The sequence below is a fragment of the Pedococcus sp. NPDC057267 genome, assembly GCF_042668795.1.
In the GTDB taxonomy this organism is placed as follows: Bacteria; Actinomycetota; Actinomycetes; order Actinomycetales; family Dermatophilaceae; genus Pedococcus.
In genome coordinates this window covers 1-5,477 of the sequence record NZ_JBHUYG010000159.1, presented here as the reverse complement: position 1 = coordinate 5,477, position 5,477 = coordinate 1, and the positions used below count along the sequence as shown (strand labels likewise).

Sequence of the window (5,477 nt, the reverse complement as noted above, 5' to 3'; positions counted from 1 at the left end):
GCGTCTGCTCACGGACGCCGCGCGGTGCAGGCTCAGGCGACGCGCGTCTGAGGCGCGGTCTCCTTGGTCTTGCCGGGGTCGCGCTCGACGATGTCGCCGAGCGCCTCGTCGATCGCCTTCATCTGCGCGTCCTCGAGCTTCACGCCGGCGGCCTTGACGTTCTCCGCGACCTGCTCCGGGCGGGAGGCGCCGACGAGCGCGGCGGCGACGTTCTTGTTCTGCAGCACCCAGGCGACGGCGAGCTGGGCCATGGTGAGACCGGCCTCGTCCGCGATCGGCTTGAGCTTCTGCACGCGGGTGAGCACGTCGTCGTTCATGAAGCGCTTGATCATGTCGGCGCCGCCCTTCTCGTCCGCGGCGCGCGAGCCCTCGGGCGCGGGCTGGCCCGGCTGGTACTTGCCGGTGAGCACGCCCTGCGCGATCGGGCTCCACACGATCTGGCTGATGCCGAGCTCCTCGCAGGTCGGGACGACCTCGCCCTCGATGACCCGCCACAGCATCGAGTACTGCGGCTGGCTCGAGATGAGCTGGATGTTGAGCTCCTGGGCGAGCTTGTGGCCCTCGCGGATCTGCTCGGCGGTCCACTCGCTGACGCCGATGTAGAGCGCCTTGCCCTGGCGGACGATGTCGGCGAAGGCCGTCATCGTCTCCTCGAGCGGGGTCTCGGTGTCGTACCGGTGCGCCTGGTACAGGTCGACGTAGTCGGTCTGCAGCCGCTGCAGCGAGCCGTTGATCGACTCCATGATGTGCTTGCGCGACAGCCCGGTGTCGTTCTTGCCGCCCGGCCCGGTCGGCCAGTACACCTTGGTGAAGATCTCGAGGCTCTCGCGCCGCTCGCCCTTGAGGGCGTCACCGAGGACGGTCTCCGCCTTGGTGTTGGCGTAGACGTCGGCGGTGTCGAACGTGCTGATGCCCGCGTCGAGCGCCGCCTGCACGCACTTGGTGGCGACGTCGTTCTCGACCTGCGAGCCGTGGGTGAGCCAGTTGCCGTAGGTGATCTCGGAGATCTTGAGTCCACTGTTGCCGAGGTATCGGAAGTTCATGGTTCAACCGTATGCCGGGTGCCGCCGGCGCGCTCTGCGGGGCTCGGGGCGGTGCCGGCTCGTCGATGCGGTATGCCGTGGATGTCCCGGAACGCCGCCCCGGGGTCGGAGGCCACTTCGGGCTCAGTGGCGGCCGGCGCCTGTCTCAGGTCGGCCGCAGGGAGTGCCGGCCGGCCGGTCGGTGACGCACGGGATCCAGTGCCAGGGACACTGCGGACGAGACGAGCACCGCGAGGAAGCCGGCCCCGAGGACCCAGGTGAGCGGGCGGTCGGTGAGGAACTCGCTGCGGGCTCGGACCACGGCCACGAGGACCAGGAAGAGCATCACCAGCTCCACCTCGCGCATGAGCTCCACCGCTACCCGACGGTCGTCCCACAGGACGACCAGGCCGGCCACCCCCAGGCAGAAGGTCGCGCCGACCACGCGGGCCGTGAGCGGCGTCAGCAGCCAGGGGCAACGCAGAGTGTGCGCACCACGCCTTCAGCACCGGCCCGGACACGGAGGTGAGGTATGCCGCGGGCCCAGGCCCGCGGCATACCTCGCCGTCGTTCGACGCGCGCCGGACTCAGCGGGCCGGCTGCGGCACCCCCTCCGGTGCCACGACACTCGCGCCCTCCGCCGCGCCCTCGTCCGGCAGCGGCGCGGCGTCGAGCTCACGGTCGCGACGGGCGAGGTTGCTGGGCCACCACATCCGGCCGCGCAGGTCGAGGTTCAGCGCCGTCACCAGCACCGACCGGACGACCAGCGTGTCGAGCAGCACGCCGAGCGCCACCGCGATCCCGATCTCCGCGAACGTGACGACCGGCAGCGTCCCGAGCACCGCGAAGGTGCCCGCCAGCACCAGTCCCGCCGACGTGATGACGCCGCCCGTGGCGGCCAGGCCGACCAGCGCACCGCGTCGGGTGCCGATCTCCTTGGACTCCTCGTGGACGCGGGTCATGAGGAAGATGTTGTAGTCGATGCCGAGCGCGACGAGGAACACGAAGACGAACAGCGGCAGCGACGAGTCCGCCCCGGCGAAGCCCAGCACGTGCCGGAAGATCAACGAGGACAACCCCATTGCCGCGCCGTACGACAGCACCACGGTCCCGATGAGCACCAGTGGAGCGGTGACCGCGCGCAGCAGCAGCACGAGGATCAGCAGCACGACGCCGAGGATCAGCGGGATGATCCGCACGTTGTCGTCGGCCGCCGCCCGCAGCGTGTCCGCGCGGGTCGCCGTGTCACCACCGGCGATCGCGTCCGCCCCCGGCACCGCGGCGATGGCCGCGCGCACCCGGTCGACCGTCTTCGTGGCGGCGTCGGAGTCCGGCGCGTCGGTGAGCGTCGCCTGGATCAGCGAGCGTCCGCCCTTGGTGACGGGGTCGGTCACGGTCGAGACGCCCTGGACGCCCTCGAGCGTGGACTTGACCGCCCCGGCCTGGGACGCGTTGGCCAGCACCATGACGGGCGAGCCGGCGCCGGCCGGGAAGTGCTTGGCGAGGGTCTGCTCCCCCACCACCGACTCGGGCTTGCCGTAGTAGGAGTCGGCGTTCTTGAGGCCGACCGCGTTGAGCTGCAGGACGCCGAGCGAGGCGACCGCGAGCAGCAGCGACGTGACGACCCAGGTGCGCCGCGGCGCGCGGGCGATACGTCGGCCGACCCGCGCCCAGACGCCGTCGCGGGTGTGGTCGACCGAGCCGTACGTCGGCCGCACCGGCCAGAAGATCCACCGCCCGCACACCACCAGCAGCGCCGGCAGCAGGGTCAGCATCACCAGCAGCCCCACACCGATGCCGATGGCCGCGACCGGGCCGAGGCCCTTGGTGGAGTTCATCGTCGCGACGAGCAGGCACAGCATCCCGGCGATGACTGTGGCACCCGAGGCGAGGATCGCGGGGCCGGCGCGGTGCAGCGCGAACGCCATTGCCTCGTGCCGGTCCTCGTGCCGTCGCAGCTCCTCGCGATATCGCGCGACGAGCAGCAGCGCGTAGTCGGTGCCGGCGCCGAACACGATGACCGTGAGGATGCCGGAGCTCTGCGCGTTGACGGTCAGCGTGTCGTCCTTGGCCAGGAAGTAGATGACGGCCTGCGCGACGAACAGCGCGGTGCCGGCGGAGACGACCGGGACGAGCCACAGCACCGGGCTGCGGTACGTCAGCAGAAGGATGACGATGACGACCGCCATCGCCGAGTAGAGCAGCTTGCCGTCGATGCCGGAGAACGCCGCTGACGAGTCGGCGGCATACCCGACCGGGCCGGTCACCTGCATCGACAGGCCGGCCGGGCGGTCCTTGGCGATCGCGCGCAGGTCGTCGACCGTGGCACCCAGCGAGTCCCACCCCGCGTTCCCCGCGTCGACCGGGACGATCACCTGCAGCGCCTTGCCGTCCTTGGCCGGGATCGGCCCGACACTGTCCTTCTTCACCGGCTCGAGCGCGTTGAACCGCTGCACCTGCGCGGCGACCGCCTGCAGGTCGGCCTGCGTCACGCCGGCCGGCCGCTCGTAGACGACGACCGCCGGGAACTCGTTCTTGCTCTGGAACGCCTCGATCTGCTTGACGACCTGCGTCGACTGGGCGTCCTTGGGCAGCCACGCGACGGCCTCGTTGTTGAGGACCCCCTGGAGCTTGCCGGCGGGGCTGAACGCGGCCGCCAGCACCAGCAGCCAGAACCCCACGACGAACCACTTCGTCACCTTCGAGGACGGGAACCAGGCCAACCGCCCGACGTCACCGATCCGTGTCTCACTCATGCCCCTTGCCTCTCACCGTGGACGGTTGCGCACCCTGCACGGCGCCCCTTCGCCCTCGACGGTAGGCCGCGGGCGTCGCCGCGGCACAGTGGTTTACGGCGTTGTCCGGGGACGTTCAGGGATCGTTCAGGGACGACCCTGACCACTATGTCCGCGATGCCCCACGTGGTCCGTCCGGAGCCTCGGGTATGCCGCGTGGTCGCCAGGGTCCGGCCCGCGCACCAGGCCGCACCACGGCATACGTCAGGACGGGAGGCGCGGGTAGCGGATGTGGCCGCGGCGCATGTCGAGCAAGCGGCGGCCGAACCGCACGACGGTCCAGCACCACCACACGTCGATCTCGCTGGTCACCTGCTCGGTCCGCCACTCCCAGTAGGCGCAGAGCTCCAGCAGCTCGGCCTCGTTGAGCGCCATGCACTCGTCGACGAAGGCGCCCTTGCGACCGCTCGTGGGGTCGACGAACGGCGGCCCTTCCCAGGTCACCCAGGTCGTCCCCGCGTCGATGCGCTCCTGCGCCCCACCCATGACGGAATGGTGGTCCTCGAGGGGCCGCAGCGCCTCCGTCACCCGATGGATGCCGGGTGCGTCGTATGCCGCAGACGTGGACATCCCCAGTCCTCGCAACTTTCTCGGGCGGACGGTGTCACAGGACGTCGGGCTGTCCCGTCTGGATGGGGTGAAGGACGGAATCGGACGAAGGAGAAGGCGATGAAGGTGTTCGTGGCAGGGGCGACCGGCGCGATGGGGCGGCAGCTGGTGCCGCGGCTGGTGCGGGCCGGGCACGAGGTGCACGCGATGACGCGCAGCGAGTCGAAGCAGGCGAGGCTGCGCGAGATGGGAGCCGTGCCCGTGGTGGCCGACGCGCTCTCCGCGGAACAGGTAGCGGCCGCGGTGGCGACGGCGCAGCCCGACGTGATCGTGCACCAGCTGACCTCGATCGGGCCGATGGACTTCCGGCACTTCGACCGCGGGTTCGCCCAGACCAACCGGCTGCGGACTGATGGCACCGACCACCTGCTGTCGGCCGGGCAGGCGGTGGGGGTCAAGCGGTTCGTGGCGCAGAGCTTCTTCGCCGGGTACGACCGGACGGGCTCGATGGTCAAGACCGAGGACGACTCGTTCGGCGCGACTCCCCCGCCCGGGATGTCGCAGACCGTCGGCGCCATCAAGCACGTCGAGTCGGCGGTCGCGGCAGCCACGTGGACGGACGGGATCGTGTTGCGGTACGGCGGTTTCTACGGCCCGCACACCTCGCTCGGGGTGGGCGGCGAGCAGACGCTGGCCGTGCAGCAGCGCAAGATGCCGCTGGTCGGCGACGGCGCGGGCGCGTGGTCGTTCATCCACATCGCCGACGCCGCTGAGGCCACCGTCGCGGCGGTCGAGGGCGGCGCCCCGGGCGTCTACAACATCGTCGACGACGAGCCGGCGACGGTCGGCACGTGGCTGCCGTACCTGGCCGAGGTGCTCGGCGCGAAGAAGCCGATGCGCGTCCCTGTCTGGCTGGCGCGGCTGGTCGCGGGCGAGACTGGGGTCGTGATGATGACCGAGCTGCGTGGCGCGTCGAACGCCAAGGCGAAGGCGGAGCTCGGCTGGGCGCCGACGCACGCGACCTGGCGTGACGGGTTCCGGGAGCTGGTGGCCCGCGAGGCGGCCCGGGCGGGCGCCGCGTGACCGAGTCGTATGCCGCGGGGTGCCGGTC

Annotated in this window: 5 protein-coding genes; 1 reads left to right on the top strand and 4 read right to left on the bottom strand. The window is 71.1% G+C overall.

Going from position 1 to position 5,477, the window contains the following annotated elements; translation table 11 throughout:
• Positions 1-32: 32 nt before the first annotated feature.
• From ACFUC1_RS20120 to ACFUC1_RS20105, 4 genes are all read right to left on the bottom strand, one after another.
• On the bottom strand, positions 33-1,043 hold the full coding sequence (locus ACFUC1_RS20120; protein WP_379123010.1) for an aldo/keto reductase family protein: 1,011 nt from the start codon (positions 1,041-1,043) through the stop codon (positions 33-35).
• Positions 1,044-1,188: 145 nt separating this feature from the next.
• Positions 1,189-1,467, bottom strand: coding sequence for a hypothetical protein (locus tag ACFUC1_RS20115; RefSeq protein WP_379123008.1), 279 nt, complete (start codon positions 1,465-1,467; stop codon positions 1,189-1,191).
• Positions 1,468-1,609: 142 nt separating this feature from the next.
• Positions 1,610-3,778, bottom strand: a complete 2,169-nt coding sequence (locus ACFUC1_RS20110; protein ID WP_379123006.1) for an MMPL family transporter — start codon at positions 3,776-3,778, stop codon at positions 1,610-1,612.
• 243 nt (positions 3,779-4,021) lie between these two features.
• Positions 4,022-4,387, bottom strand: a complete 366-nt coding sequence (locus ACFUC1_RS20105) for a hypothetical protein (protein WP_379123004.1) — start codon at positions 4,385-4,387, stop codon at positions 4,022-4,024.
• Positions 4,388-4,486: 99 nt separating this feature from the next.
• On the opposite strand from ACFUC1_RS20105, the gene ACFUC1_RS20100 reads away from it, so the two are divergent.
• Positions 4,487-5,449: an NAD-dependent epimerase/dehydratase family protein gene (locus ACFUC1_RS20100; protein WP_379123002.1), complete on the top strand. Its 963-nt coding sequence runs from the start codon at positions 4,487-4,489 to the stop codon at positions 5,447-5,449.
• Positions 5,450-5,477: the final 28 nt, after the last annotated feature.